Below are 26,217 nucleotides of genomic sequence, written 5' to 3' on the forward strand. Positions count from 1 at the left end.
TCGGAGGGGCGGCATACCCTGGAGTCATGCAGACAACGCGCAGCGTCCGCCCCTTCGAGGTCGTCAGCGAGTACGCTCCGGCCGGCGATCAGCCGCAGGCGATCGCCGAGCTCGCTGCGCGCATCAACGCGGGCGAGACCGATGTCGTCCTGCTCGGCGCCACCGGCACCGGCAAGTCCGCGACGACGGCGTGGCTCGTCGAGCAGGTCCAGCGGCCGACGCTGGTGCTGGCGCACAACAAGACGCTGGCCGCCCAACTCGCGAACGAGTTCCGTGAGCTCATGCCGCACAACGCGGTCGAGTACTTCGTGTCGTACTACGACTACTACCAGCCCGAGGCGTACGTCCCGCAGACGGACACCTTCATCGAGAAGGACTCGTCGATCAACGCCGAGGTCGAGCGGCTGCGGCACTCGACGACGAACTCGCTGTTGTCGCGGCGCGACGTCGTCGTGGTCTCCACGGTGTCCTGCATCTACGGCCTCGGCGCGCCGGAGGAGTATCTGCGCGCCATGGTCGCCCTGCAGGTGGGGGAGCGCTACGACCGGGACGCCCTCATCCGGCAGTTCATCGCCATGCAGTACAACCGCAACGATGTGGACTTCTCCCGGGGCAACTTCCGTGTGCGAGGCGACACGATCGAGATCATCCCGGTGTACGAGGAGCACGCGATCCGCATCGAGCTGTTCGGCGACGAGATCGAGGGACTGTACTCCCTGCATCCGCTCACGGGAGACGTGATCGAGCGGCTCGACTCGGTTCCGATCTTCCCCGCCTCCCATTACGTCGCGGGCACCGACGTGATCCAGCGCTCGATCGGGACGATCGAGAAGGAGCTCGAGGAGCGGCTGGCCGAGTTCGAGCGCCAGGGCAAGCTGCTCGAGGCGCAGCGTCTGCGCATGCGCACGACTTTCGATCTCGAGATGCTGCAGCAGCTCGGGTTCTGCTCGGGCATCGAGAACTACTCGCGGCACATGGACGGCCGCGAGCCCGGCGAGCCCCCGCACACGCTGCTGGACTTCTTCCCCGATGACTTCCTGCTCGTCATCGACGAGTCGCATGTCACGGTTCCGCAGATCGGCGCGATGTACGAGGGGGACGCCTCGCGCAAGCGCACCCTGGTCGAGCACGGGTTCCGCCTGCCGAGTGCCATGGACAACCGGCCGCTGCGCTGGGACGAATTCAAGAACCGGATCGGCCAGACCGTGTACCTCTCGGCGACGCCGGGGAAGTACGAGATGGGGATCGCGGACGGCGTGGTCGAGCAGATCATCCGCCCGACCGGGCTCGTCGACCCCGAGATCGTCGTGAAACCGTCCAAGGGACAGATCGACGATCTCCTCGAGGAAATCCGGGTGCGCGTCGAGCGCGACGAGCGCGTCCTCGTCACCACGCTGACGAAGAAGATGGCCGAGGAGCTCACGGACTTCCTCGGCGAGCACGGCGTCCGCGTGCGGTACCTGCACTCCGATGTCGACACGCTCCGACGCGTCGAGCTGCTCAGCGAACTGCGCTCGGGCGTCTACGACGTCCTGGTCGGCATCAACCTGCTGCGAGAGGGGCTAGATCTCCCCGAGGTCTCGCTGGTCGCGATCCTGGATGCCGACAAGGAGGGGTTCCTGCGATCGGGTACCTCGCTCATCCAGACGATCGGGCGTGCCGCGCGAAACGTCTCCGGCCAGGTGCACATGTACGCCGACCGGATCACCGAATCCATGGCGAGTGCGATCGAGGAAACCGACCGGCGGCGGGAGAAGCAGATCGCGTACAACACCGCGAACGGCATCGACCCGCAGCCTCTGCGCAAGCGCATCGCCGACATCACGGAGGTGCTCGCGCGCGAGGCGGCGGACACCGCCGACCTCCGCTCCGGTCGAGGGAAGGCCGGCAAGAGCGGACGCGGCAAGGCCCCGACGCCGAACCTCCGTCGCGAGGGCATCGCCGCTGAGGGCGCCGAGCAGCTGGAAGGGATGATCGAGGATCTCTCGTCCCAGATGCTCGCGGCGGCGGAGGAGCTGAAGTTCGAGTTGGCCGCGCGCCTGCGCGACGAAGTGCAGGACCTCAAGAAGGAGTTGCGCGCCATGGAGACGGCGGGGCACGCCTAGCGGCAGAGCCTCAGGGGCAGTGCATGAGCGGCTTGGGACCTGATCGGTCGATCACATGCCGGGTCATCGGCTCACCGCACAGCGGGCAGGCGCGTTCCGCCCGCTCCGCCGGACTCGGGGGCGGGGTGGACTCGTACGGTCCCACCGAAGCCGGCCCCGCGTAGCGGATGAGGGTCGTGTTGATCCACGCATAGAGTCCGCCGGCTTCGCGGATGCGCGTGCGGAGCGGGACTCGATCCGGCTGTGTGACCATGTTTCTTAGTGTACTAAGTATTAGGGCTCTCGTATAATCGGCGTCGTGACCGATGCCGACGACCTCCTCAAGCTCGAGAACCAGCTCTGCTTCGCTCTGGTGACGGCGGCGCGGAACGTCGTCGCGATCTATCGGCCGATCCTCGAGCCCCTGGGCCTCACGCATCCCCAGTACCTCGTCATGCTGGCGCTGTGGGAGCGCGCCCCGCGCGCGCTCAGCGATCTGGCCGCGGACCTGGCCCTCGACCCGGCCACGGCTTCGCCGCTGGTGAAGCGCCTGGAGGCAGACGGGCTGGTGCAGCGGCGACGGAGCGCGGACGACGAGCGCCGCCTCGACATCGATCTCACGGACGCGGGCAGGCTCCTGCGCGACCGGGCCATCGAGGTGCCGACTCGGGTCATGACCGCTGTGGGCATGGACATCGAGCAGATCGCGGCGCTGCGGGACGGACTGCAGCCCTTCGCCGGCCGTCGCATCTGAGCTCGACCGCGCTGCGCGTCGTCCGACCTTTCCACACCGCGGTCGCGGACCCGGCCGGTCTTCTAGTGTGGAGGCATGCACTGCGGCGACCGGATCCACGAGCACGCATGAGGCGAGTGTTCGGAATCGGCGCCGTGGCCGCCCTGCTTCTCGTGGTGATGATCGCGGCCTCGGCGCAGGGGACCGCCCGATTCGATCCGCCCGACATCGATGCCTGGACAGCGCCGCGACCCGGCCCCGAGGCGATGCCGACGCAGGAGGCCACGCCGCTGCCGGTCGATCCGCAGACGGGGGACACCGCGGCCCAGGTGGTGTCGACGATCCTGCTCGTGCTCGGAGCCGTCGTGCTCGGCATCGTGCTCTTCTTCCTCGTGAGGGCGATCCTGCGCGCGTGGGCTGAGCGGCTCCCACGCCGCGCCGGCGCCTCCGCGGGACCCGAGGACCACGTCGCGGAGACGGCGCCGGATCCGGAGCGCACCGCGCCGGCGATCCGGCGCGGGATCGCGTCCGCACTGCAGGAGATCGACGCGCATCCGGATCCGGCGGATGCCATCGTCGCGGCATGGATCGGGCTCGAGGACACCGCGTCGGATGCGGGCATGTCGCGAGGACGCAGCGAGACGCCGTCGGAGTTCACTCTGCGGGTGATCGCGTCGCGCGTCGACGTGGCGGGTGACGCCGACGCTCTTCTTCACCTGTACGAGCGCGTTCGCTTCGCGGGACACCGGGCGGGCGAGGATGATCGGATGCGCGCGCGGCAGGCGCTCGCGAACATCCAGGAGGGATGGCGGTGACGCTGCGAAGGATGATCGTCGCGGTGATCGTGCTGATCCTCGCGACGACCGCCCTGATGCTGTTCGGGCTGGAGCCGCTGTTCGCCCTGAGCGGCGGGATCCTCGCGGCGGCAGTCGTCTTCCTGGCCGCGCTGCGCGGAACCGAGGCCGTCATCGACGACGGCCCGCGCGAGGAGGATGACGCGGCAGGGCGCGGCTCGGAGATCTCGCGGCTGTCCTGGGCGTTCAACCCGCGCACGGGGGTCGCCGGCGAGATCGTCGGACGCCGCGTCCGTGGCATCCTGCGGCGTCGTCTCGGGCGCCGCGGCGTGGACGTCGACGACCCGCACCAGCGGGGGAGGGTCGACGCTCTCCTCGGAGCCGGGCTCTGGGATCGCCTCACCGCCCGTCAGGTGCAGAGCGCGGACATCCGGCGCGCCCTGGACGCCGCCGACCGGCTCGCCGCGGGAACCGAGGATGCGGACCGACAGACATCGAGAACCACGGGAGAGCAGGAGCGAGAATGACCGACACCACCGAGATCGCCGAGACCGGGGCGCGGATCCTGCAGGCCGTGCGCACGGTCGTCGTGGGGATGGACGACACGCTGGAGATCGCGCTCGGCACGATCCTCGCCGGTGGGCACGTCCTCTTCGAAGACGTGCCGGGCCTGGGGAAGACGCTCGCCGCGCGGAGCCTCGCCGCGGCTCTCGGACTCGACTTCCGGCGGTTGCAGTGCACTCCGGACATGCTTCCGGGAGACGTCACGGGCTCGTACGTGTACGCACCGGACACGGCCGAGTTCGTGTTCCGCCCTGGGCCGATCTTCACCGGGCTGCTCCTGGCCGACGAGATCAACCGCACCACCCCCAAGACGCAGTCCGCGATGCTCGAGGCGATGGCGGAGCGCCAGGTCACGGTCGAGGGCAACAGCTTCCCCCTGGAGCGCCCCTTCCACGTCGTCGCGACGTCGCGAACCCGATCGAGTACGAGGGGACTTACGCTCTGCCCGAGGCACAGCTGGACCGCTTCATGGTGCGCCTCTCGGTCGGGTACCCCGAACCCGAGGGGGAGACCGAGATCCTGCTCGGCCGCGTGCGGCGCCGCCGCGAGGAGACCACCGTCGCGGCCGTGATCGATGCGGCGCGGCTGCGCGAACTGCAGGCCGCGGTGGAGACCATCCACGTGGACCCGGATGTCGCCCGCTACTGCGTCGACCTCGCCCGCGCGACCCGCTCGGCTCCGCAGGTCGCCGTCGGCGCGTCTCCGCGCGGCTCGCAGTCGCTGCTGCTGCTCGGACGCGCCCTTGCGGCGCTCGACGGGCGCGACTACGTGCGGCCGGACGACATCAAGCGGATCGCCGTCCCCGTGCTCGCGCATCGCCTCACCCTCACCCCGCAGGCCTGGGCGCAGGGAGTCGATCCGGCGAGGGTGGTCGCAGGCCTCGTCGCCGACGTGGCCGTGCCGCCGACCGTGAGCGCCGCGCGGTGACGTCAGGGTCCGAAGCGCGGCGACGGTGGCATCGCACCCCGGCACTGCTCATCGCGATCGGCGCGGCGGTGGGACTCGCGGGGGCCGGACTCGCGCTGTCCCGGCCCGACATCGTCGCCCTCGCGACGCCGCTCGCCGTCTGGGCCCTGTTCGTGCTGGACGCCGAGCGCGATCGTCCTGCCCGGGACGGGGCCGCCGCATCGTCGATTCGCGTGCGAGGCGTCCCCGACGCGGAGGACGGGTGGCTGACGGACGAGATCGTGGTCGACGAGGATGCCGAGATCGCGGAGCTCCACGTCGTGCAGTCCGCTCGGCGCCGCAGCCGGGTGTTCGTCCCGGGGCACGCGGTGCTCACGGCGCGCAGCCGCAGCAGGCATTCCGGTCCGGTCGACTCGGTCCGCGTCCGTGCGCGCGGTCTGAGCGGAGACGCGGCTCTCACGGGCGAAGTGCAGGACGCGGTCGTCCAGCGCCGCGCGGTGGCACCGGCGCCGCGGGAGCTGCCGGAGCTGCCGCTGCCCCCTCGTCTCACTGGGCTGCACGGCGCCCACGACGGATCGCGTCCCGGGCAGGGCGGCGACTTCCGGGACATCCACCCGTTCGCCCCGGGAGACGAGCTGCGCCGAGTCGACTGGCGCGCCACCGCGCGGGCGGCGCGCCGTCCCGGCGAGCTGTTCGTGCGGCGCACGGACACCCTCAGCGATGCCTCGGTCGTCATCGCGGTCGACGCGGCCGACGACCTCGGCGAAGTCGTCGCGACCTGGGGGAGCGGTGACCGGGAACGCAGCGGCGGGACCTCCTTGGACAACGCGCGGGAGGCCGCGAGAGCGCTCGCCACGTCCGCCGTGGCCGCCGGGGACCGCGTGGCCTACCACGTACTGGTGCAGGGCGGGCGCTCGCTGCGCAGCGGCACGGGGTCGCGGCATCTCACCCGGGTCGTCGCGGCGATCGCGTCGACCGGACGATCCGGAGACGACAGCCGCTATCGGCGCACGCCGCCGGTGCCGCACGGCTCGATGATCGCGATGCTGTCGACGTTCTTCGACGGTGCCGCAGCGGAGCTGGCACTGAAGTGGCGGGCCGCCGGTCATCGCGTGCTCGCCGTCGACACCCTGCCCGACCTCGACGGCTCCCGGCTGTCTCCGGAGCAGCGTCTCGCGCTGCGTCTCGTGGTCGCCGAGCGGGACGACATGTTCCACGACCTCGCGGCGGCCGGGGTCGAGATCGTGCGCTGGGACGCCGAGGCCACGAGCGCCCTCGGCGTGCTCGCGCGTTCGCGAGCGGGAGCGCGGCGATGACCGACGATCGTCTCGTGATCGGCGCCTGGGTCCCCGCCGGCCTGGTGCGAGTCCTTCTCGTGCTCGTCGTCGGAGGCGCCGTCTGGCTGCTCCAGGCGGGAATCGGCTGGCAGGTGATCGCGGTGATAGCGGTCGTCGCCGGCGCGATCCTGCCGCAGACCGGTCTGGCGTGGTTCGCGGTGCTCCTCCTCCCTCTCGCGCTGCTCACGCAGCCCGCGGACCTCGGTCGTGCCTGCCTGGCCGTTCTGGCCGTGCACGCGGGGCACGTGCTGGCGACGCTCTCGCTCACGATGCCGGTGCGCTCCCGCATCGCCCTGCGGGCCCTGCGCCCGACGGCCCTGCGCTTCGCGGTGGCGCAGGCGATCGGGCAGGCCGCGGCCGCCTGCGCCGTGCTTCTCCCCGCCGCGGACGGCGCGGGCGCCGCCTGGATCGCACCGGTCGGGGCGGTCGGCGTCGTGGCGCTGGCTGTGCTGCTGCTGCGGCGCGTGCGCCGGTGACGGGAACGAGCCTGAGTGCCCTCTCGGCGCCGATGCGATGCACTGAGTGAGCGAAGCGAGCCGAAGTGTCGGTGGTCCCTCGTAGACTTGTTCGGTGCCCATCGTTCCCGTCTCCAGCCCTGGAAAACTCAGTGTTCGCGGTGCCCGCGTACACAATCTGAAGAACGTCGACATCGACATCCCCCGGGATTCGCTCGTCGTGTTCACCGGCCTGTCCGGTTCCGGGAAGTCCAGCCTCGCGTTCGACACGATCTTCGCGGAGGGACAGCGTCGCTACGTCGAGTCGCTGAGCGCGTATGCGCGCCAGTTCCTCGGTCAGGTCGACCGTCCGGACGTCGACTTCATCGAGGGGCTGAGTCCGGCGGTGTCGATCGATCAGAAGTCGACCAACCGCAATCCGCGCTCCACGGTCGGCACGATCACCGAGATCTACGACTACATGCGTCTGCTCTGGGCGCGCATCGGCGTTCCGCACTGCCCGGAGTGCGGCGAGCGGATCCAGCGGCAGACCGTCCAGCAGATCGCGGACCAGCTCATGGAGTTGCCCGAGCGCACGCGCTATCAGATCGTCGCGCCGGTGGTGTCGCAGAAGAAGGGCGAGTTCGTCGATCTCTTCCGCGAGCTCGGCGCCAAGGGCTACTCGCGCGCCATCGTGGACGGCGAGCTCATCCAGCTCGCCGAGCCCCCGACTCTCAAGAAGAGCTACAAGCACGACATCGCCGTCGTCGTCGACCGCCTGGTCGCCTCGGACGACATCCTCGGCCGGGTCACGGATTCGGTCGAGACGGCGCTGGGACTCGCCGGCGGCGTGATGCAGATCAACTTCGTCGACGAGGAGGGGGATGCCGCGTGGCAATCCTTCTCCGAGAAGCTCGCCTGCCCCAACGGGCACGCCATCACTCTCACCGAGATCGAGCCGCGCACGTTCTCGTTCAACGCTCCCTTCGGCGCCTGCCCGGCGTGCTCCGGGCTCGGCACGCGGATGTCGGTCGACGTCGACCTCATGCTCGGCGACGAGGAGCTGTCGATCCGCGAGGGCGCCATCATCCCCTGGACGACCCAGGGCAAGGGGCTCTTCCAGTACTACGAGCGCCTGCTCGAGGGACTCGCCCGCGACCTGAACTTCTCGCTCGACACGCCGTGGCGCGATCTGCGCGTCGACGTGCAGGATGCCGTGCTCCGCGGAGACAACTACAAGGTCACGGTGAAGTGGAAGAACCGCTATGGCCGTGAGATGCGATACGCCTCGGGTTTCGAGGGCGTGGTGCCGTACATCGAGCGACAGTACGCGCAGGCCGAGAGCGACACGCAGCGTGCGCGCTGGGGCGAGTACCTCCGCGAGGTGCCGTGCCCGGTGTGCGACGGCAACCGTCTCAAGCCCGAGGTCCTGGCGGTCAAGGTGCACGGGCACTCGATCGCGGAGGTCTCGCACCTCAGCCTCGCCGAGGCCCGCGCGTTCATGGAGAAGCTCACGCTGACGGAGCGCGAGGCGAAGATCGCCGCCCAGGTGCTGCGCGAGATCCGGCTGCGCCTGGACTTCCTCCTCCAGGTGGGGCTGTCCTACCTCAATCTCAGCCGATCCGCCGGCTCGCTGTCGGGCGGCGAGGCCCAGCGCATCCGGCTGGCGACGCAGATCGGCTCCGGCCTGACCGGAGTGCTGTACGTGCTCGACGAGCCGTCGATCGGCCTGCACCAGCGCGACAACCGGCGCCTCATCGAGACGCTGCTGACGCTGCGCGACCTCGGCAACACCCTGATCGTCGTCGAGCACGACGAGGAGACCATCGAGGCTGCGGACTGGGTGGTGGACATCGGCCCCGGCGCCGGCGTCAACGGCGGCGACGTCGTGCACTCGGGTCCGTACACCGCCCTGCTCGCCGAGAAGGGCTCCATGACCGGCGACTACCTCGCCGGACGGCGCGAGATCCCCACTCCGCGTAAGCGCCGCAAGCTCGACAAGCGCCGGATGCTCAAGGTGGTCGGTGCTCGGGAGAACAACCTCAAGAACGTCGACGTCGAGTTCCCGCTCGGCGTCCTCACGGCGGTCACCGGCGTCAGCGGCTCCGGGAAGTCCTCCCTCGTCAACGACATCCTGTACCGCGTGCTGGCCTCGAAGCTCAACGGCGCCCGCTCGCTCGCCGGCAAGCACACACGTGTGACGGGCCTGGACAACCTGGACAAGGTCATCCACGTCGATCAGGCGCCGATCGGCCGCACGCCGCGCTCGAACCCCGCCACCTACACCGGCGTCTTCGACCGCATCCGGACGCTCTTCAGCGAGACTCCGGAGGCGAAGGTGCGCGGCTACCAGCCGGGCCGGTTCAGCTTCAACGTCAAGGGCGGGCGCTGCGAGGCGTGCTCGGGTGACGGCACGATCAAGATCGAGATGAACTTCCTGCCCGACGTGTACGTCGACTGCGAGGTGTGCCACGGCAAGCGGTACAACCGCGACACGCTGGCCGTGCACTACAAGGGCAAGAACATCGCCGAGGTCCTGGAGATGCCGATCGAGGAGGCCGCGGAGTTCTTCGAGCCGATCCAGGCGATCCACCGCTACATGAAGACGCTCGTCGACGTGGGGCTGGGGTATGTGCGCCTCGGGCAGTCCGCCACGACGCTGTCCGGCGGCGAGGCGCAGCGCGTCAAGCTCGCCACCGAGCTCCAGCGCCGCAGCAACGGCCGCAGCATCTACGTGCTGGACGAGCCGACCACTGGTCTGCACTTCGAAGACGTGCGAAAGCTCCTCGAGGTGCTGAACGGACTGGTCGACAAGGGCAACACGGTGATCGTCATCGAGCACAACCTCGATGTCATCAAGTCGGCGGACTGGGTCATCGACCTCGGGCCGGAGGGCGGTTCGGGCGGGGGAGAGATCCTCGCCACCGGAACGCCGGAGCAGATCGCCGCGGTCGAGGACAGCCACACCGGGCAGTTCCTCTCCGAGATCCTCGGCGGAGGGCGCCAGGTGCGGAAGGCCGGCTGATGGCGGACGTCCTGCCGTACAAGCCGAAGCAGGGGGAGATTCCCACCGATCCCGGTGTGTATCGGTTCCGCGATGCGCAGGGGCGCGTGCTCTACGTCGGCAAGGCCAAGAACCTGCGTCAGCGGCTGTCGAACTACTTCGCCCCGCTGCGCACACTGCACGAGCGCACGCGGCGCATGGTGACGACCGCGGCATCGGTGGAGTGGACGGTCGTGTCCACGGACGTGGACTCCCTGCAGCTGGAGTACATGTGGATCAAGGAGTTCGATCCGCCGTTCAACGTGCGATACAAGGACGACAAGTCCTATCCGTTCATGGCGATCACGATGGCGGACGAGGCGCCGCGCGTGATCGTGACGCGCAACCGGAGAATCCCCGGTGCCCGCTACTTCGGCCCCTACCCGAAGGTGTGGGCCGTTCACGACACGATCGATCTGATGATCAAGGCGTTCCCGATCCGCACCTGCAGCGACGCCAGTTACAAGCGGGCCATGCAGACCGGACGCCCCTGTTTCCCCGGGCAGATCGGCAAGTGCGGGGGGCCGTGCTCGATGACCTGCACCATCGAGGAGCACCGCGCGATGGTCGACGACTTCGTCGCCTTCATGGCCGGCGGAGACGAGCGCTTCACCCGAGAGCTGACGCGGCGCATGCGCGAGGCCTCGGCGGCGATGGACTACGAGGCGGCCGCGAAGTACCGCGACAAGCTCTCGGCGATCGAGGCGGTGCTCGGAAAGAGCGCGCTCGTGCTCCCCGCCGATGAGGACGCCGACCTGTTCGGCATCGCCGAGGACGAGCTGTCGGCCGCGGTGCAGCACTTCGTGATCCGGGGAGGGCGCGTCCGAGGCGTACGGGCGTCCACGATCGAGAAGGAGATCGACGTGTCCTCGGGTGAGCTCGTGGACCAGGTCCTGCAGCGCGTGTACGGCGAGGCGGCCGACGGCGAGATCCCGCGCCGCATCCTCGTGCCGACCCTGCCGGACGACGCGGCCGAGCTCGAGGTGTGGCTGCGAGGCCGGCGCGCGCGCAAGGTGGAGATCGCCGTGGCGCAGCGCGGCCAGCGCGCCGAGCTCATGCGCACGGCCACGCTCAACGCCCAGCAGGCCCTCATCCGTCACAAGACGAAGCGCACCAGCGACTACGTCGCGCGCACGCAGGCCCTCACCGACCTGCAGGAGGCGCTCGGCCTCGAGGAGGCTCCGCTGAGGATCGAGTGCTACGACATCTCGCATCTGCAGGGGACGAACGTCGTGGCCTCCATGGTCGTCTTCGAGGACGGTCTGCCCCGGAAGGACCAGTACCGGTCCTTCAACATCGCCGAGACGACCGACGACACCGACTCGATGTATCAGGTGCTGCGCCGGCGGCTCGCCCACCTCGATGCGCCGGAGGAGGAAGACCTCCCCGTCGATCCCTTGGCCGAGGGCGAGGTCGCGACCACCCGCCGGCGTCCGCGCTTCGCGTACCCGCCGCAGCTGCTCCTCGTCGACGGCGGTCAACCGCAGGTGGCGGCCGCGGCCCGCGCTCTGCAGGATGCCGGTCACACCGAGATCGCGCTGTGCGGCATCGCGAAGCGCCTGGAGGAGATCTGGCTGCCGGGCGACGACTTCCCGGTCATCCTGCCGCGCACCAGCGAGGCGCTGTACCTGCTGCAGCGCCTGCGCGACGAGGCGCACCGGTTCGCCATCAGTCATCAGCGCAAGCGCCGCAAGCGGGACATCAGCACGATCCTCGCCGAGGTCCCCGGGCTCGGCGCCGCACGCATCAAGGTGCTTCTGAAGCACTTCGGTTCGGTGGCACGGCTCCGCGCGGCCACTCCGGAGGAGATCCAGCAGGTCCCGGGCATCGGCCCCGCCCTGGCCCAGGGCATCCACGCGCACCTCGCCAGTCGATAGGGTTGAGGTACGGGAGGGAGTACCGATGGCAGGCGAGGGCGAAGGACAGTTCCTCATCGTCACCGGCATGTCCGGTGCCGGACGCACGACGGTCGGCAACGCGCTGGAGGATCTCGGCTGGTACGTGGTCGACAACCTGCCTCCGCAGATGCTGCGGCCGCTGCTCGATCTGACCGATCTCGGCGGCGGCGCGCTGCCCAAGGTCGCTGCGGTCGTCGACGTGCGCGGCCGCGGTCTCTTCGACGACCTGCCGGACGTCGCGAGGGCCCTGCGTTCGCGCGGATCCGTCCAGGTGCTGTTCCTGGACGCCTCCGACGACGTGCTCGTGCGGCGTTTCGAGGCCGTGCGCCGGCCGCACCCGCTGCAGGGCGACGGGACGCTGCTCGACGGCATCCGCGTGGAGCGGTCCCGCCTCACGCTGGTTCGCGAGGCCGCCGACATCGTCATCGACACCTCGACCCTCAACATCCATCAGCTCGCCACCAAGACCTCGGAGATCTTCTCGGAGGAGGGGGCGGCGAGGCATCGGCTGACGCTGCTGAGCTTCGGCTTCAAGTACGGGCTGCCCACCGACGTCGACCTCGTCGCCGACATGCGGTTCCTGCCGAACCCGTTCTGGATGGACGAGCTGCGCGGGCTCACCGGTCAGGACGAACAGGTCCGCGAGTACGTGCTCTCGCGTGAAGGTGCGCAGGAGTTCCTGGATGCCTACGCGAAGGCCCTTGTCCCGGTTCTCGAGGGCTATCAGCGCGAGAACAAGAGTCACTCCACGGTCGCGATCGGGTGCACGGGCGGCAAGCACCGGTCGGTCGCGACGGCGGAGGAGCTCGCGCGGCGCCTCGCGCAGGTGCCCGGCGTCGCCGTGAACGTGCGTCATCGCGACCTCGGGCGCGAGTGAGAATCCTCCGAGCCGAGTAGGCTTGTCCTTCGCGCCGCGATCCGGTGCACTGAGCGAAGAGGAGTCTCGTGGCACTAACCACCGACGTCAAGGCAGAGCTGGTCGGCATCCGGAACGCGCCCCCCACGGTGCGCGTCGCGGAGGTCACAGCGATCCTCCGCTTCGCCGGGGGACTGCACTCGATCGCCGGCCGTGTGGCCGTCGAGGCCGAAGTGGATGCCGAGACCCTGGCCCGCCGCGTGGCGAGGGACCTGGCCGAGATCTACGGTGTGCGTCCCGAGATCGCCCAGGTCCAGTCCTCCAGCGCGAACGACGGCGCCCGGTGGGCGGTCCGCGTGATCGGTGCGGGGGAAACGCTGGCGCGTCAGACGGGCCTGCTCGACCAGCGTCGGCGCGCCGTGCGCGGCCTGCCGAACCGGCTCACCACCGGGTCGCGCGAGGAGATCGCCGGTCTCTGGCGCGGCGCGTTCCTCGCCGCCGGCTCGCTGTCCGAGCCCGGACGCTCCGCCATGCTCGAGGTCGCATGCCCGTCCTCCGAGGCCGCCATGGCCCTGGTCGGTGCGGCGCACCGGCTTGGCGTCGCGGCCAAGGCGCGCGAGGTGCGCGGCATGCCGCGCGTCGTCGTGCGCGAGGGTGAGGCGATCCGCTCGATCCTGACCCAGATGGGGGCTGCCGGAACCGCGGCGGCCTGGGAGGAGATGCGCCAGCGCCGCGAGGTGCGCGCCGGCGTCAACCGCCTGGTGAACTTCGACGACGCCAATCTGCGCCGGTCCGCCCAGGCGGCGGTCGCGGCGTGCGCGCGCGTCGAGCGCGCCCTCGAGATCCTCGGCGACGAGGTCCCGGATCACCTCAAGGTCGCCGGAGAACTGCGCCTCGCGCACCGCGACGCGAGCCTCGACGAGCTCGGTCACCACGCCGACCCGCCGCTGACGAAGGACGCCGTCGCCGGACGCATCCGCCGCCTCCTCGCCATGGCCGACAAGCGCGCACAGTCGGAGGGCATCCCCGGCACCGAGGCCGCCGTCCCCGCCGGTCTCGACGTCTGACGACACATTCGTCATCCCGCGGAAGGTTCCCCTCCCGGTGCGCGTTGTCGTCACTAGGATGGAAACCGTCTGCTCCGCGTCGCATCTGGGCGGCGCGGAGGACCGGCAAGCGCCGCGGCGCGGCGCGGATTGGATGAAATCGACATGGCGACCTACACGCTCCCCGACCTTCCCTACGACTTCGCGGCGCTCGAGCCGCACATCAGCGGCAAGATCATGGAACTGCACCATGACAAGCACCACGCGGCGTACGTCGCGGGGGCGAACGCCGCGCTCGACGGCCTCGCCGAGGCGCGCGAGACCGGCAACCTGGCCAACGTCAACAAGCTCGAGAAGGACCTCGCGTTCAACCTCGGCGGTCACGTCAACCACTCGATCTTCTGGACCAACCTGTCCCCGAACGGCGGCGGGCAGCCGGAGGGCGAGCTGAAGGCGGCGATCGACGAGTTCTTCGGCTCGTTCGAGAAGTTCCAGGCGCACTTCACGGCTGCGGCCACCGGCATCCAGGGCTCCGGCTGGGCCGTCCTCAGCTGGGACCCGATCGGCGCACGGCTGATCATCCAGCAGCTGTTCGATCAGCAGGCCAACACCGCCCAGGGCACCATCCCGCTGTTCCAGCTGGACATGTGGGAGCACGCGTTCTACCTCGACTACCTCAACGTCAAGGCGGACTACGTGAAGGCCGCGTGGAACATCGCCAACTGGGAGAACGTCGCGCAGCGCCTCGACGTCGCCCGCAAGCAGACGGACGGCCTGCTGGTACTGTCGTAGACAAGACGGGCGTCCCGACGGACTTCTGCCCGTCGGGACGCCGTCGTCCACGAACTTCTCTATCAATACAGCGCGCGAGCGCACGAGAAACAGGGAGACCTGAGTGTCTGTCAAGATCGGCATCAACGGCTTCGGCCGCATCGGACGCAACTACTTCCGCGCGGCCCTCGCGCAGGGCGCAGACATCGAGATCGTCGCTGTCAACGACCTCACCGACAACAAGACGCTGGCGCACCTGCTGAAGTACGACTCCGTCGGGGGCGTGCTGGACGCCGACATCAGCTTCGACGAGGACAGCATCACAGTCAACGGCAAGGAGATCAAGGCGTTCGCCGAGCGCGACCCCGCCAACCTTCCCTGGGGCGAGCTGGGCGTCGACATCGTCATCGAGTCGACCGGCTTCTTCACCAAGGCCGAGGCCGCCAAGAAGCACATCGACGCGGGCGCCAAGAAGGTCCTCATCTCGGCTCCGGGCACCGGCGTCGACGGCACGTTCGTCATGGGCGTGAACGAGGACACCTACGACCCGGCCTCGCACCACATCATCTCCAACGCCTCGTGCACCACCAACTGCCTCGCCCCGCTGGCGCAGGTCTTCAACGAGGCGTTCGGCATCGAGCGCGGGTTCATGATGACCGCCCACGCCTACACGGCCGACCAGAACCTTCAGGACGGTCCGCACGGTGACCTGCGTCGCGCGCGCGCCGCGGCGATCAACATCACCCCGGCGTCCACCGGCGCGGCCAAGGCCATCGGCGAGGTCCTGCCGGAGCTCAACGGCAAGCTCTCGGGCTCGTCCTACCGCGTTCCGGTCCCCACCGGCTCCATCGTCGACCTCACGCTCATCACGACGCGTGAGGACCTCACGGTCGACGAGGTCAACGCGGCGTACCAGAAGGCAGCGGCCGAGGGCCGGCTCAAGGGCTTCCTGCAGTACAACGCCGACCCGATCGTGTCGAGCGACATCGTGCACAACCCGCACTCGTCGATCTTCGACTCGACGCTCACCAACGTCAGCGGCAACCTGATCAAGGTCTCGAGCTGGTACGACAACGAGTGGGGCTACTCCAACCGTCTCGTCGACCTGACCGAGTACGTCGCCGAGCGTCTCTGAGAACCGAACATGTCTCTGCGCACCCTGGAATCCCTGGGGTCGCTCGAGGGCAAGCGCGTCATCGTCCGTTGTGACCTCAACGTCCCCCTGCGGGACGGGGTCATCACGGACGATGGCCGTGTCCGCGCCTCGTTGCCGACCCTGAACGCGCTGCTCAACGCCGGCGCTCGCGTGATCGTCTGCTCGCACCTGGGCCGTCCCGACGGCTCGCCGGATGCGAAGTACAGCCTCGCTCCGGTCGCTCAGCGCCTGTCCGAGCTGCTCGGCAAGCCCGTCGCGTTCGCCCGCGACACCGTGGGTGAATCGGCTCAGGAGGCGGTCGCCGCCCTCGAGGACGGCGGCATCGCCGTGATCGAGAACCTGCGCTTCAACTCCGGCGAGACCTCGAAGGACGATGCCGAGCGCCAGGCGTTCGCACAGCAGCTCGCCGGCCTCGGCGACGTGCTCGTCTCGGACGGCTTCGGCGTCGTGCACCGCAAGCAGGCGAGCGTCTACGACCTCGCGGAGATCCTGCCCTCCGCGGCGGGAATGCTGATCGCTGCGGAGCTCGACGTGCTCGACCGCCTGACCGAGAATCCCGAGCGGCCCTACACGGTGGTGCTCGGCGGTTCGAAGGTCAGCGACAAGCTCGGCGTGATCTCGCACCTGCTCCCGCGGGTCGACCGCCTGCTGATCGGCGGCGGCATGCTCTTCACGTTCCTGAAGGCTCAGGGCTTCGCGGTGGGATCGAGCCTCCTCGAGGAGGACCAGCTCGACACGGTGCGCGGCTACATCGCCGAGGCGGCGGAGCGCGGCGTCGAGATCCTGCTGCCCACGGACGTCGTGGTCGCGGCGGCCTTTGCCGCGGATGCCGCGCACGAGACCGTGTCCGTCGACGCGATCGAGTCGACCGCAGCCGGCACCGCCGGCATCGGACTCGACATCGGACCGGAGACCGCCGCGGCGTTCGCCGACGCGATCCGCGGCTCGAAGACCGTGTTCTGGAACGGCCCGATGGGCGTCTTCGAGTTCCCGGCGTTCGCGAGCGGCACGAAGACCGTCGCCGAGGCGCTCACGGCCGTCGACGGTCTGAGCGTCGTCGGAGGCGGCGACTCGGCCGCCGCCGTGCGCCAGCTCGGCTTCGACGACGACCGCTTCGGTCACATCTCCACCGGTGGTGGAGCCAGCCTCGAGTTCCTCGAGGGCAAGAAACTCCCCGGCCTGGAGGTCCTCGGATGGGCGACAGCTCGATGAACGCGTCTGCTGCGCAGAACAAGCGCACCCCGCTGATCGCGGGCAACTGGAAGATGAATCTCGACCACCTGCAGGCGGTCGCGACGGTGCAGAAGCTGCACTGGACGCTCAAGGACGCCGGTCACGAGGGCGACTCGGTCGAGGTGGCCGTGTTCCCGCCCTTCACCGACATCCGCAGCGTCCAGACGCTGATCGATGCCGACAAGATCCCGTTCGCGCTCGGCGCGCAGGACGTCTCCGCCCACGATTCCGGCGCGTACACCGGCGAGGTGTCCGGAGCGTTCCTCGCCAAGCTGGACGCGACCTACGTCATCATCGGCCACTCGGAGCGGCGCGAGTACCACGCCGAGTCCGACGACGTCGTGGCGGCGAAGGTCAAAGCCGCGCTCAAGCACGGTCTTGTGCCCGTGATCTGCGTCGGCGAGACGGCTGAGGACCTGGAGAAGTTCGGCGCGAGTGCGGTGCCGGCCGGTCAGCTCAAGGCCGCTCTCGAGGGTGTTCCCGCTTCTGCGGACATCGTCGTCGCCTACGAGCCGGTGTGGGCGATCGGCTCCGGTCAGGCGGCGACCCCGCAGCAGGCGCAGGACGTGTGCGCCGCGTTGCGCGGAGTGCTCGCGGACGTGCTGGACGCGGATGCCGCGGCCCGCACGCGCATCCTGTACGGCGGCTCGGTGAAGTCCTCGAACATCGCCAGCTTCATGCGCGAGCCCGACGTGGACGGCGCGCTCGTCGGCGGGGCGAGCCTCGTGGTCGACGAGTTCGCCGCCATCATCCGCTACCAGAAGCACGTCGGCGTGTGAGTGTGCGGCGGGGCCTTCGCCCCGCCGCACCGTATACTTGACCGTTACGCGGGCATTCCGGCCCGAGCGAAAGGCTTTTCACGTGCAAGTTCTTGAGTTCGTCCTGCAGGTCGTGCTGGGCATCACGAGCGTCCTGCTGACTCTTCTCATCCTTCTCCACAAGGGGCGCGGCGGCGGTCTGTCCGACATGTTCGGCGGCGGGATGTCGACGGCCGTCGGCTCGTCCGGCCTGGCGGAGCGGAACCTGAACCGCTTCACGGTCGTGCTCGCGCTCGCCTGGTTCATCGCGATCGTCGCGCTGGGCCTCATCACGAAGTTCGAGGTGATCTGATGGCCACCGGAGGAAACGCGATCCGCGGGACCCGAGTCGGTTCCGGGCCCATGGGCGAACAGGACCACGGCTACCACGCCGACCGCATCGCGGTGTCCTACTGGGACGGACTCGGCAACGAGACCGTCCGCTACTTCGCCGCCGGGCTCCCGGAAGAGGAGATCCCCGACATCATCGACCACCCGAACTCGGGGCTTCCGGCGGGACGCGACAAGAACAACCCCCCGGCGCTGTCGAAGACCGAGCCGTACAAGACGCACCTCGCCTATGTGAAGGAGCGTCGCACCGACGACGAGGCCGAGCAGCTTCTCGAGGACGCGCTGACGCAGCTGCGCGAGCGCCGCGGTCAGTAGCGCCACAGCATCCGGAAAGACCGTCGTGACCGTCAGGCGCGGCGGTCTTTCCGCGTCCTCCGGGTGATGAGCACTGCGGCACCGGTCAGCATGAGGACTCCCGCGGCGGCGATCGCGGCGACAGGGGGATCTGCGCCGGTGGCCGGAAGCGGGTCGGCTCCGGGCGGCGGGGCGGATTCGGCACTATGGCTGAGCGTCGCGGTGACCTCAAGTCCGACGGATGCCTCACGGGACTCGTTGCCGGAGGTCGACGGGAAGATCAGCCGGAGCGGCAGCCGCTCGTCGGAACCGGGACGCAGTTCCCGCTCCAGGAGTGCTGTGGTCGCCGTCTCCAGATGCTCGGCGAGCGCGACATCGCCGGGGTCACCCGGGTCCGTCGGGATCCAGGAGAGCGTGATCCGCAGATCGGCGAGGTCGTCGGACGCGTTGCGTACCCAGAGTTCGAGGGCGATCGTGTCGCCGGGAACGATCGCGTCGGTGTCGTCGAGGAGGCGCAGCGTTCCCGCATCCGTCCAGGTGAGGCCGTCGTCGCTGAGGAGCACGCGGGGTCGCTCCTCAGCGGCCGTCGCAGGGAGCGATGCGCCGGGGCCGAGCGCACCGGCGAGCACGACGGCGACGACGCCGACGGCGGCGACCGACGCGGCGCGTCGACGACGGACGACATCGTGGATCAGGGCGGCGAGACCCCATGCGATGGCGAGCACCCCGATCGCGGCGACCACGACGGACTTGACCGCCGGTGTCGCCCAGATGTTGATCCAACCGAGCCACGGGACGGCGTAGACCAGCGCTCCGCGCACCTGCACGGCGCGCACGGGCTCCGCGTCGGCGACGTTGTTGGCGTCGCCCTGCGTGGTCAGGATGCGCTCTCCGGTGCCGTCGACGCCGACGGCGACGACGCGATGGGTCACGACTTCGGGTTCTCCGGAGCGTCGCTGATAGGTGATGACGTCCCCGACGCGGATGTCCTCGATCGGCGTGGGACGCACGGCGATCAGGTGTCCCTGCTCCAGGGAGGGACGCATGCTGCCGGTGAGGACGGTGTAGCTCTGCGCGCCCAGGACGAACGGGACGACGACGGTGAACAGCGCGAGCACGCACAGGATCACGAGCAGGACGCCGGTGAGGATGCCGCGCACGCGCCGGCCGGGGGAGCGGCGGATGGCGGGGGTCATGGCACCGCCGCCCCGCATGTCGTGCCGATCGGGAGAACAGCGGCATTCGCGGTGTAGGCGCGGGTGTTCGACGAGACCCAGGCGCCGTTTCCCGCGCTGTAGGTCGGTGCGACCCGCACGGTCAGCACGGTGGGCGCCAGCAATCCGGTGAGCAGGTCGCCCAGGACGCCGCTGCTCAGGTCGATCGAGGTGGTGGTCTGATCGATGGTGAGCGGAGCGCCTCCGGAGGCTCTCGTCACCACGACGCGATAGCCCGTCGCGCCGGCGACCGTCGACCAGGACACCCTGGCCACGGAGACCAGCAGGATCGACTGGTTCACGCAGGACATCGACGTCGGCGCAGGCAGGGTGACACCCGCGGTGGACGTCCCCGTGTGCGTGTTCGACACCGACCAGTGGGCGCTCGCGCCTGAGCTGCCGGCGGCGAGGACGACGGCGAGCGCGGCGGTGATCGCGAGGCGGACACGAGAGCGACGGCGGGGTGTGCTCATCCGCCACCTCGCTGCGTGAGCGCGAAGGTCACCGTGGGGGTCAGGTTCTGACCTTGGAGGCTCGACGGAGCGGAGGGTGACAGCGTGTACCGGACGCACACGGTCACCTGCGCCCCGGGTGAGAGACCGCCGCTGGAGGGGTAGCCCGCACTGGGCAGCGCGGCCCCCGGCGCGCCGGTGCAGTCGTCCAGGCTGACCGATCGCGTGATGTATGCGTTGAACGCGGCGGCGTTCGCTGTCACGGCCGTGAGGCGCGTGCTCAGGTTCGTTCCCGTGCCGACGACCGTGATGGTGGCGCGCTTGGAGGTCGTCCCGCCTGGTGCGATCGGGCTCCACGCCGTGCCGCCCGCCCACGCCACCTGGATGTCGAGGTCGCCGCTGGTGGCTGTGCCTCCGGGGAGCGTCTGTTGCGCCTGCCAGTAGGCGGACACGCCGGTCGCCGCTGCGAGAGCCAGCACGGCTCCCGCAGCGGCTCCGAGGAGAACGCGCCGCTTCACGGCATCCCGCAGAGATGCCGACTAGGGCGTCGGATCGACCTGGGAGAGCGTCAGCGACACGTCCTCGAAGACGAAGTCCGTCGTGGTGAGCGTGGTCCCGGTGGTCGCGGGATCGAACTGGAACGCGACCTCGACAGAGACGACCTCGCCGTTCAGAGCGTCGGTGAGCCCGGTCCCGGGGAACACCGCACCGGTGTCGTCGGTGACGCTGACGACCGGTGGGAGGATGCCGGTGGGCAGTGTCGCGATGTCCGCCACCACGAGATCGGCGACCAGGTTGTCACCGACGAGGGTGAGCGCGAAGTCGCCGGTCAAGGTCAGAGTGTCGCCCGGCACGATGTCGATCGCGCTCAGGTCGGTCACGGGAACGGCCGTTCCTCCCTCCGGCGTCAGCGTCCACGTACTGGCGCCGGCCGGCTGCAGATCCAGGTCGCCGCTGACGACGGTGCCTCCGCCGAGCGTCGCTGTCGTCGACCAGTACGCGAGTGTGCCGCCTCCTCCGAGCAGGAGCACGGCACCCGCCGCGATTGCGACGATCGCCTTCGTCCGCGTGCCTCCGGCGCGGCCCTCGGACTGGTTCTGAACCGGTTCGTCCATCATCGATCCCCTCTCGCCGGACGCATGGGGGACATCCGGCCGTTGCGCGCAAGCGTAGTGCGCTTCCGCGTCGGTGTATACCGATATATCGAGTGGCCGAAGCATGTCGAATGGTGCCGAGCGGGCGCGCAAGGGGCGGTGACCGGGTTCAGCGGCAGGCCGCTGCGGCGTCGATCATCGCGCTCGATGGGGCGCCGTAGACGTCGGTGCCGTTGGCCGGGTCGGTGAAGCCCATGCCGATCGCCCAGGCCGTCGCCCATTCCTCGATCGTGTCCTGGTTCGACGAGTCGTACATCGCCTCGCACTTGACGCTGATCGCGTGGCCGACCTCGTGCGCGACGAGCGCCTTGGCCCATGAAGCGGGCCAGGACTCGGCGATGTAGTCCGATAGCGCGATGGTCGCATACCCGGGGTCGCCGTACCACCAGGTCGTCCAGCCCCCGTTGGAGGGTCCGTCGTATCCGGGGACGGTGGGCGACCAGTCGAAGTCGAGGAGCACGTCGGGCGCGAGGGACCGCGCGAAGGCCTCGATCTCGACGCGCGCATCATGCAGCGGCCCGGCCTTCTCGGCGAGCTCGGCCTGTTCGCTCTCGAGAAGGGCGGCCGCCGCCGACTCCAATTGGGAGTACAGCGTCACCGTTTCGGCGTCGAGTGCGGCGACCGCGACGGTGACATCGGCCGCCGAAGCACGCAGCGCCACGATCTCCGGGTTGCGTGCGTTGACGTGCGCGGCTTCCAGATCGGCAGCCGCAGCCGCGGCGGCCTGGACGGCCGCGACGGCGGATTCCTCGACGGTCGCGCCGGTCTCCGACAGGGCATCGCGCTGTTCGGCGATGTCATCCTGCCGCCCCTCGAGCGCGGCCGTCTCCTCCTCCAGCAGTCCCTTCTCTGCGAACAGGTCCCAGGCCCACATGGGCTTGGAGTCCGCCGTGGGGATCGCCGCGGTGGCCGCGGCATCCGCATCCTCGAGCGCCGGGGTCGCGGCCGAGATCGCCGCGTCGAGCGTCCCGCGCGCTTCGGCGGGCATGAGGGTTCCGCTGTCGGCCGCGGCGATCTCGCCTGCGGCGTCCGCTTCCAGCCGGAGCTGTTCGGCATCCGCCGCGAGTTCGATCTGATCGTTCTCGACGACCGTCGCGGCATCCTGGAACGCGACCAGCGCCTCATCGTAGCCGAGGTGGGCTGCCACCTGGACGCCGGCGCCCGCGCCGACGAGGACGAGCCCGATGAGCACACCCCCGATGACGCGTCGCCGACCCCGCCGAGCGCGCGGCGGCTCGGGGCCATCCGAGGAGCCGGCCAGCAGCGGCGGGAAGTCGTGCCCGCCGTCGGAGGGCCGTTCGTGCACGACGCCCCCTTACGACGAGCGGAAGAGTGGAGGGGGTGACGGGAATCGAACCCGCACAGCCAGTTTGGAAGACTGGAACTCTACCATTGAGCTACACCCCCGGACCCCGGAAGCCCGGGAGACCGGCCGGAGCCTGAGCACCGACCGGTCCAGCATAGCGGACAGACGGGACTGCTCTCGTCCGTTAGACTTCCTAGGGCTGAATCTGCGCGCGGATTCCCCGGGGCGTAGCTCAGCTTGGTAGAGCGCCCGCTTTGGGAGCGGGAGGTCGCAGGTTCAAATCCTGTCGCCCCGACTCCGTCCACACGCTTCACGCCGCGCTCCCGCGCGGGAACCACAAGGAGAACACACCAGCATGGCGAACAGCACCGTCGAGAAGCTGACCCCGACCCGGGTCAAGCTCAGCATCACGGTCACCCCCGAGGACCTCAAGCCCAGCATCGCGCACGCGTACGAGCACATCGCGCAGGACGTGCAGATCCCCGGCTTCCGCAAGGGCAAGGTTCCCGCGCCGATCATCGACCAGCGCATCGGCCGCGGCGCGGTCATCGAGCACGCCGTGAACGAGGGCCTGGACGGGTTCTTCCGCGCCGCCGCCAACGAGCACAAGATCCGCATCGTGGGCCGCCCGTCCGCCGAGATCATCGAGTGGCCGAGCGAGAAGGACTTCTCAGGCGATCTGCTTGTCGACATCGAGGTCGATGTCCGCCCCGAGATCGAGGTGCCCTCGTTCGACGGCATCACCCTGACCGTCGACGCCGTGGAGACCGATGAGGCAGCCGTCGACGCCGAGCTCGACCGCCTGCGCGGCCGCTTCGGCACGCTGATCCCCGTCGACCGCCCCGCGGCCAAGGGCGACTTCGTCGAGCTCGACCTCGTCGCCACGATCGACGGCGCCGAGATCGACCGCGCCGAAGGCGTGTCCTACGAGGTCGGCTCCGGCGAGCTGCTCGAGGGCATCGACGACGCGATCGAGTCGCTCACCGCCGGTGAGGACACCACGTTCCGCTCCAAGCTCGTCGGCGGCGACCACGCCGGCAGCGAGGCCGAGGTCTCCGTCACCGTCAAGGCCGTCAAGGAGCGCGAGCTTCCCGAGGCCGACGACGACTTCGCCCAGATCGCGAGCGAGTTCGACACCATCGCCGAGCTGCGCGAGAGCGTCGCCGAGCGCGTCAACCAGCAGGGCGTGTTCACGCAGGGCTCCGCCGCGCGCGACCAGCTCGTCGAGACGCTGCTCGAGAAGATCGAGATCCCGGTCCCGCCGCAGCTGATCGAGGACGAGGTGCACAACCACCTCGAGTCCGAGAACCGTCTCGAGGACGACGAGCACCGCGCCGAGGTCACCGAGGCGAGCGAGAAGCAGTTCCGCACCCAGGTGCTCCTGGACACGATCGCCGAGCAGGCCGACGTCCAGGTCTCGCAGGAGGAGCTGTCGCAGTACCTCATCCAGTCGGCCGCGCAGTACGGCATGGCGCCGCAGGAGTTCGTCGAGGCGTTGCAGTCCTCGAACCAGCTCCCCGCGCTGGTCGGCGAGGTCGCCCGCAACAAGGCTCTCGCGATCGCTCTCGGAAAGGTGACCGTCGTCGACACCAACGGCAAGGCCGTCGACCTCAGCGACTTCATCGCCGTCGAGGACGAGGACGAGTCGGCGGATGACTCCGCCGAGGCGCAGGAGGACGAGAAGCCTGCCGAGAAGGCTCCGGCCAAGAAGCCGGCGGCCAAGAAGGCTCCCGCGAAGAAGAAGGCCGACGACGCCGAGGCTCCCGCTGAGAAGCCCGCGGCCAAGAAGCCGGCGGCGAAGAAGGCTCCGGCCAAGAAGGCGGCCGACAAGGCCGAGTGATCGCTGCGCGATCCTGACGAGAAGGCGGATGCTTCGGCATCCGCCTTCTCGCATATCGGAAGGAAGACATGAAGACGTGGGATGAGCGGGTCGACGAGATCTGGGCGGCCGCAGCGGGGGAGCCCGTCGATGACGAGATCATCGCCCGGATCGACGCCCTCGCCGCCGAGCGCGGCGCCGACGACGCCCGCGCCGCGTTCGAACGCGCGGGTGCGCGCGACTCGGCCGGACGCGAGGCGGAGGCCATCGCCCTGTACCGCCGCGCGCTGGAACTCGGCCTGGACGAGGAGCACCGGCCGCAGGCAGTGGTCCAGCTCGCGAGCTCGCTGCGCAACGTCGGCGCGTACGACGAGGCGCTGGCACTGGTCTCGGCCGAGACGGACGCGCATCCCGACTCGCCGTACCGCGACGCCGTCGCGGCTGTTCACGCCCTCACCCTGGCCAGCGCCGGCCAGCCGGCGCGTGGTCTCTCGGTGGCGCTGCTGGCACTCGTGCCGCACCTGCCGCGCTACCACCGTTCGATGACGGCGTACGCGAGGCAGATCGCCGGGACGACACCCGATATGCCGACGGCGAACACGACCTGAGCGCCGCGTTGTCGCCGGTAGATTCGAATCACCGAACACGGAAACAGGAGCTGAAATGGCTGCAGAACCCCTTGTCGCGACGAGCGTCTTCGACAGGCTGCTGAAGGACCGCATCATCTGGCTCGGATCAGAGGTGCGCGACGAGAACGCCAACGAGATCTGCGCGAAGATCCTTCTTCTCGCCGCCGAGGATCCCGAGAAGGACATCTACCTCTACATCAACTCGCCCGGCGGCTCCATCACGGCGGGCATGGCCATCTACGACACCATGCAGTTCGTTCCCAACGACATCGTCACGGTCGGCATCGGAATGGCCGCGTCCATGGGCCAGCTGCTGCTGACCAGCGGCACCAAGGGCAAGCGCTACATCACGCCGAACGCCCGTGTGCTGCTGCACCAGCCGCACGGCGGGTTCGGCGGCACCGCGAGCGACATCCAGACGCAGGCGCAGCTGATCCTCTCGATGAAGAAGCGCCTCGCCGAGATCACTGCGACGCAGACGGGCAAGTCCGTCGAGCAGATCAACGCCGACGGAGACCGGGACCGCTGGTTCACGGCCGATGAGGCGCTGGAATACGGCTTCGTCGACCACATCCGCGAGCACGCCAGCGACGTCCACGGCGGCGGCGGCACCGACCAGAGCAGCAAGTAAGCGGACGCGAAAGGAATCCCATGTACACCCCCACCTTCCGCTCCGCAGGCGACCTGCCGTCCAGCCGCTACGTGCTCCCGCAGTTCGAGGAGCGCACGGCCTACGGCTTCAAGCGCCAGGACCCCTACAACAAGCTGTTCGAGGACCGCGTGATCTTCCTCGGAGTCCAGGTCGACGACGCATCGGCCGATGACGTCATGGCGCAGCTGCTCGTGCTCGAGAGCCAGGACGCCGAGCGCGACATCACGATGTACATCAACTCGCCCGGCGGATCGTTCACCGCGATGACGGCGATCTACGACACGATGCAGTACGTCGCACCGCAGATCCAGACCGTCGTGCTCGGGCAGGCGGCATCCGCCGCCTCCGTGCTGCTGGCGGCCGGAGCACCCGGCAAGCGGCTGGCGCTTCCCAACGCGCGCGTGCTCATGCACCAGCCCGCGATGGGGGAGGCGGGTCACGGTCAGGCCTCCGACATCGAGATCCAGGCCGCGGAGATCCTCCGCATGCGGACCTGGCTCGAGGAGACCATGGCGAAGCACACCGGCAAGCCGGCGGAGCAGATCAACCGTGACATCGATCGCGACAAGATCCTGTCCGCGAGCGAGGCGCTGGAGTACGGCATCGTCGATCAGGTCCTCACCACGCGCAAGCGCGGCTGACCTTCACGACGCGTTCGAAGGGCGGTCCGGCATTCTGCTGGGCCGCCCTTTCG

The 26,217-nt window shown here is 69.5% G+C and carries 26 protein-coding genes, 2 tRNA genes and 1 pseudogene; 22 read left to right on the top strand and 7 right to left on the bottom strand.

What is annotated here, in order from left to right; all coding sequences use genetic code 11:
• Positions 1-26 precede the first annotated feature (26 nt).
• Positions 27-2,105: an excinuclease ABC subunit UvrB gene (uvrB, locus tag AC3RXZ_RS00735; RefSeq protein WP_491492865.1), complete on the top strand. Its 2,079-nt coding sequence runs from the start codon at positions 27-29 to the stop codon at positions 2,103-2,105.
• Between the two features lie 10 nt (positions 2,106-2,115).
• Here the strand turns inward: uvrB and AC3RXZ_RS00740 are convergent, their stop codons facing one another.
• On the bottom strand, positions 2,116-2,358 hold the full coding sequence (locus tag AC3RXZ_RS00740) for a hypothetical protein (protein WP_243225960.1): 243 nt from the start codon (positions 2,356-2,358) through the stop codon (positions 2,116-2,118).
• 45 nt (positions 2,359-2,403) lie between these two features.
• On the opposite strand from AC3RXZ_RS00740, the gene AC3RXZ_RS00745 reads away from it, so the two are divergent.
• The 16 genes and pseudogenes from AC3RXZ_RS00745 (at position 2,404) to AC3RXZ_RS00820 (ending at position 18,318) form a co-directional block, all read left to right on the top strand.
• Positions 2,404-2,838, top strand: coding sequence for a MarR family winged helix-turn-helix transcriptional regulator (locus AC3RXZ_RS00745; RefSeq protein WP_491492866.1), 435 nt, complete (start codon positions 2,404-2,406; stop codon positions 2,836-2,838).
• A gap of 107 nt (positions 2,839-2,945) precedes the next feature.
• A complete protein-coding gene (locus AC3RXZ_RS00750; RefSeq protein WP_491492867.1) occupies positions 2,946-3,632 on the top strand; it encodes a DUF4129 domain-containing protein in 687 nt (228 codons plus the stop codon).
• Entirely contained in the window at positions 3,629-4,138 is a 510-nt protein-coding gene (locus tag AC3RXZ_RS00755) for a hypothetical protein (protein ID WP_491492868.1), read from the top strand. Before AC3RXZ_RS00750 ends, AC3RXZ_RS00755 begins: the two co-directional genes overlap by 4 nt.
• A pseudogene (locus AC3RXZ_RS00760) lies at positions 4,135-5,102 on the top strand (AAA family ATPase). Before AC3RXZ_RS00755 ends, AC3RXZ_RS00760 begins: the two are co-directional and overlap by 4 nt.
• Positions 5,099-6,397: a DUF58 domain-containing protein gene (locus AC3RXZ_RS00765; RefSeq protein WP_491492869.1), complete on the top strand. Its 1,299-nt coding sequence runs from the start codon at positions 5,099-5,101 to the stop codon at positions 6,395-6,397. Before AC3RXZ_RS00760 ends, AC3RXZ_RS00765 begins: the two are co-directional and overlap by 4 nt.
• The gene (locus tag AC3RXZ_RS00770) at positions 6,394-6,894 is read left to right on the top strand and encodes a hypothetical protein (protein ID WP_491492870.1); all 501 of its coding nucleotides are present in this window, start codon (positions 6,394-6,396) and stop codon (positions 6,892-6,894) included. The genes AC3RXZ_RS00765 and AC3RXZ_RS00770 overlap by 4 nt, the downstream gene beginning before the upstream one ends.
• A 94-nt stretch (positions 6,895-6,988) precedes the next feature.
• Entirely contained in the window at positions 6,989-9,877 is a 2,889-nt protein-coding gene (gene uvrA, locus AC3RXZ_RS00775; RefSeq protein ID WP_243225953.1) for an excinuclease ABC subunit UvrA, read from the top strand.
• On the top strand, positions 9,877-11,772 hold the full coding sequence (gene uvrC, locus AC3RXZ_RS00780; protein WP_491492871.1) for an excinuclease ABC subunit UvrC: 1,896 nt from the start codon (positions 9,877-9,879) through the stop codon (positions 11,770-11,772). The genes uvrA and uvrC overlap by 1 nt, the downstream gene beginning before the upstream one ends.
• Before the next feature lie 25 nt (positions 11,773-11,797).
• On the top strand, positions 11,798-12,670 hold the full coding sequence (gene rapZ, locus AC3RXZ_RS00785; protein ID WP_243225951.1) for an RNase adapter RapZ: 873 nt from the start codon (positions 11,798-11,800) through the stop codon (positions 12,668-12,670).
• Between the two features lie 68 nt (positions 12,671-12,738).
• Positions 12,739-13,716, top strand: a complete 978-nt coding sequence (whiA, locus tag AC3RXZ_RS00790; RefSeq protein ID WP_243225950.1) for a DNA-binding protein WhiA — start codon at positions 12,739-12,741, stop codon at positions 13,714-13,716.
• A 144-nt stretch (positions 13,717-13,860) separates the two neighbouring features.
• Entirely contained in the window at positions 13,861-14,487 is a 627-nt protein-coding gene (locus AC3RXZ_RS00795; protein WP_243225949.1) for a superoxide dismutase, read from the top strand.
• A gap of 103 nt (positions 14,488-14,590) precedes the next feature.
• Positions 14,591-15,601, top strand: a complete 1,011-nt coding sequence (gene gap, locus AC3RXZ_RS00800; RefSeq protein WP_243225948.1) for a type I glyceraldehyde-3-phosphate dehydrogenase — start codon at positions 14,591-14,593, stop codon at positions 15,599-15,601.
• 9 nt (positions 15,602-15,610) lie between these two features.
• On the top strand, positions 15,611-16,834 hold the full coding sequence (locus AC3RXZ_RS00805) for a phosphoglycerate kinase (RefSeq protein WP_243225946.1): 1,224 nt from the start codon (positions 15,611-15,613) through the stop codon (positions 16,832-16,834).
• Positions 16,831-17,634 carry a triose-phosphate isomerase gene (tpiA, locus tag AC3RXZ_RS00810; protein WP_491492872.1) on the top strand — a complete coding sequence of 268 codons (804 nt, stop codon included), beginning with the start codon at positions 16,831-16,833 and terminating at the stop codon, positions 17,632-17,634. Before AC3RXZ_RS00805 ends, tpiA begins: the two co-directional genes overlap by 4 nt.
• Positions 17,635-17,716: 82 nt before the next feature.
• Entirely contained in the window at positions 17,717-17,965 is a 249-nt protein-coding gene (gene secG / locus AC3RXZ_RS00815) for a preprotein translocase subunit SecG (RefSeq protein WP_243225943.1), read from the top strand.
• Positions 17,965-18,318 (top strand): RNA polymerase-binding protein RbpA, encoded by a 354-nt coding sequence (locus tag AC3RXZ_RS00820; protein WP_243225942.1) that lies wholly within the window; start codon positions 17,965-17,967, stop codon positions 18,316-18,318. Before secG ends, AC3RXZ_RS00820 begins: the two co-directional genes overlap by 1 nt.
• A 32-nt stretch (positions 18,319-18,350) precedes the next feature.
• Here the strand turns inward: AC3RXZ_RS00820 and AC3RXZ_RS00825 are convergent, their stop codons facing one another.
• From AC3RXZ_RS00825 to AC3RXZ_RS00850, 6 genes are all read right to left on the bottom strand, one after another.
• Entirely contained in the window at positions 18,351-19,493 is a 1,143-nt protein-coding gene (locus tag AC3RXZ_RS00825) for a signal peptidase I (protein ID WP_491492873.1), read from the bottom strand.
• Positions 19,490-19,984, bottom strand: a complete 495-nt coding sequence (locus AC3RXZ_RS00830; RefSeq protein ID WP_491492874.1) for a hypothetical protein — start codon at positions 19,982-19,984, stop codon at positions 19,490-19,492. Before AC3RXZ_RS00830 ends, AC3RXZ_RS00825 begins: the two co-directional genes overlap by 4 nt.
• Positions 19,981-20,481 carry a hypothetical protein gene (locus AC3RXZ_RS00835; RefSeq protein ID WP_491492875.1) on the bottom strand — a complete coding sequence of 167 codons (501 nt, stop codon included), beginning with the start codon at positions 20,479-20,481 and terminating at the stop codon, positions 19,981-19,983. The genes AC3RXZ_RS00830 and AC3RXZ_RS00835 overlap by 4 nt, the downstream gene beginning before the upstream one ends.
• A gap of 21 nt (positions 20,482-20,502) precedes the next feature.
• Positions 20,503-21,081: an alternate-type signal peptide domain-containing protein gene (locus tag AC3RXZ_RS00840; RefSeq protein ID WP_491492876.1), complete on the bottom strand. Its 579-nt coding sequence runs from the start codon at positions 21,079-21,081 to the stop codon at positions 20,503-20,505.
• Positions 21,082-21,226: 145 nt separating this feature from the next.
• Positions 21,227-22,423: a hypothetical protein gene (locus AC3RXZ_RS00845; protein ID WP_491492877.1), complete on the bottom strand. Its 1,197-nt coding sequence runs from the start codon at positions 22,421-22,423 to the stop codon at positions 21,227-21,229.
• Between the two features lie 27 nt (positions 22,424-22,450).
• Positions 22,451-22,524: transfer RNA gene (locus tag AC3RXZ_RS00850), tRNA-Gly, on the bottom strand.
• Between the two features lie 120 nt (positions 22,525-22,644).
• Between AC3RXZ_RS00850 and AC3RXZ_RS00855 the strand changes: the two genes are divergently transcribed.
• From AC3RXZ_RS00855 to AC3RXZ_RS00875, 5 genes are all read left to right on the top strand, one after another.
• Positions 22,645-22,718, top strand: a tRNA-Pro gene (locus AC3RXZ_RS00855).
• 60 nt (positions 22,719-22,778) lie between these two features.
• A complete protein-coding gene (gene tig, locus AC3RXZ_RS00860) occupies positions 22,779-24,263 on the top strand; it encodes a trigger factor (RefSeq protein WP_491492878.1) in 1,485 nt (494 codons plus the stop codon).
• 68 nt (positions 24,264-24,331) lie between these two features.
• Positions 24,332-24,850, top strand: a complete 519-nt coding sequence (locus tag AC3RXZ_RS00865) for a tetratricopeptide repeat protein (protein WP_491492879.1) — start codon at positions 24,332-24,334, stop codon at positions 24,848-24,850.
• A 55-nt stretch (positions 24,851-24,905) separates the two neighbouring features.
• Complete coding sequence (locus AC3RXZ_RS00870; RefSeq protein WP_491492880.1) at positions 24,906-25,502, top strand: ATP-dependent Clp protease proteolytic subunit; 597 nt, start codon at positions 24,906-24,908, stop codon at positions 25,500-25,502.
• Between the two features lie 20 nt (positions 25,503-25,522).
• Entirely contained in the window at positions 25,523-26,164 is a 642-nt protein-coding gene (locus tag AC3RXZ_RS00875) for an ATP-dependent Clp protease proteolytic subunit (protein ID WP_243225931.1), read from the top strand.
• Positions 26,165-26,217 lie beyond the last annotated feature (53 nt).

Source organism: Microbacterium cucumeris (genome assembly GCF_058349845.2).

Coding starts and splice junctions, on each gene's coding strand:
- uvrB (WP_491492865.1), top strand. CDS start 27: ATGCAGACAACGCGCAGCGTCCGCCCCTTCGAGGTCGTCAGCGAGTAC.
- AC3RXZ_RS00740 (WP_243225960.1), bottom strand. CDS start 2,358: ATGGTCACACAGCCGGATCGAGTCCCGCTCCGCACGCGCATCCGCGAA.
- AC3RXZ_RS00750 (WP_491492867.1), top strand. CDS start 2,946: ATGAGGCGAGTGTTCGGAATCGGCGCCGTGGCCGCCCTGCTTCTCGTG.
- AC3RXZ_RS00770 (WP_491492870.1), top strand. CDS start 6,394: ATGACCGACGATCGTCTCGTGATCGGCGCCTGGGTCCCCGCCGGCCTG.
- uvrC (WP_491492871.1), top strand. CDS start 9,877: ATGGCGGACGTCCTGCCGTACAAGCCGAAGCAGGGGGAGATTCCCACC.
- rapZ (WP_243225951.1), top strand. CDS start 11,798: ATGGCAGGCGAGGGCGAAGGACAGTTCCTCATCGTCACCGGCATGTCC.
- AC3RXZ_RS00795 (WP_243225949.1), top strand. CDS start 13,861: ATGGCGACCTACACGCTCCCCGACCTTCCCTACGACTTCGCGGCGCTC.
- AC3RXZ_RS00805 (WP_243225946.1), top strand. CDS start 15,611: ATGTCTCTGCGCACCCTGGAATCCCTGGGGTCGCTCGAGGGCAAGCGC.
- tpiA (WP_491492872.1), top strand. CDS start 16,831: ATGAACGCGTCTGCTGCGCAGAACAAGCGCACCCCGCTGATCGCGGGC.
- AC3RXZ_RS00820 (WP_243225942.1), top strand. CDS start 17,965: ATGGCCACCGGAGGAAACGCGATCCGCGGGACCCGAGTCGGTTCCGGG.
- AC3RXZ_RS00825 (WP_491492873.1), bottom strand. CDS start 19,493: ATGACCCCCGCCATCCGCCGCTCCCCCGGCCGGCGCGTGCGCGGCATC.
- AC3RXZ_RS00830 (WP_491492874.1), bottom strand. CDS start 19,984: ATGAGCACACCCCGCCGTCGCTCTCGTGTCCGCCTCGCGATCACCGCC.
- AC3RXZ_RS00840 (WP_491492876.1), bottom strand. CDS start 21,081: ATGATGGACGAACCGGTTCAGAACCAGTCCGAGGGCCGCGCCGGAGGC.
- tig (WP_491492878.1), top strand. CDS start 22,779: ATGGCGAACAGCACCGTCGAGAAGCTGACCCCGACCCGGGTCAAGCTC.
- AC3RXZ_RS00865 (WP_491492879.1), top strand. CDS start 24,332: ATGAAGACGTGGGATGAGCGGGTCGACGAGATCTGGGCGGCCGCAGCG.
- AC3RXZ_RS00870 (WP_491492880.1), top strand. CDS start 24,906: ATGGCTGCAGAACCCCTTGTCGCGACGAGCGTCTTCGACAGGCTGCTG.
- AC3RXZ_RS00875 (WP_243225931.1), top strand. CDS start 25,523: ATGTACACCCCCACCTTCCGCTCCGCAGGCGACCTGCCGTCCAGCCGC.